The organism is Micromonospora sp. AB353 (assembly GCF_049538395.1).
Classification (GTDB): Bacteria; Actinomycetota; Actinomycetes; order Mycobacteriales; family Micromonosporaceae; genus Micromonospora; species Micromonospora aurantiaca.
In genome coordinates this window covers 1-372 of the sequence record NZ_JBMVFV010000196.1, presented here as the reverse complement: position 1 = coordinate 372, position 372 = coordinate 1, and the positions used below count along the sequence as shown (strand labels likewise).

General features: G+C 67.5%; 1 protein-coding gene. It reads left to right on the top strand.

What is annotated here, in order from left to right:
* A partial coding sequence (locus tag ACPCK6_RS29655) for an ATP-binding cassette domain-containing protein (RefSeq protein ID WP_423482863.1) occupies positions 1-372 on the top strand: 372 nt, incomplete at both ends.

Sequence of the window (372 nt, the reverse complement as noted above, 5' to 3'; positions counted from 1 at the left end):
CGGCGGCTGCGGGGCCGGGACATGGCGATGGTCTTCCAGGATCCGTTGTCGGCGTTGCACCCCTACTACACCGTGGGTAGGCAGATCGCTGAGGCGTATCGGGTGCATCATCCGAGGGCCGGGAAGCGGGAGGCCCGTAGCCGGGCGGTGGACATGTTGGGCCGGGTCGGTATCCCGCAGCCCGCGAAGCGGTTCGAGCAGTATCCGCATGAGTTCTCGGGTGGGATGCGGCAGCGGGCGATGATCGCGATGGCGCTGGTCAACGATCCGGATCTGTTGATCGCGGACGAGCCGACGACGGCCCTCGACGTGACGGTGCAGGCGCAGATCCTGGATCTCCTGGCCGATCTGCAGGAGGAGTTCCGGTCGGCG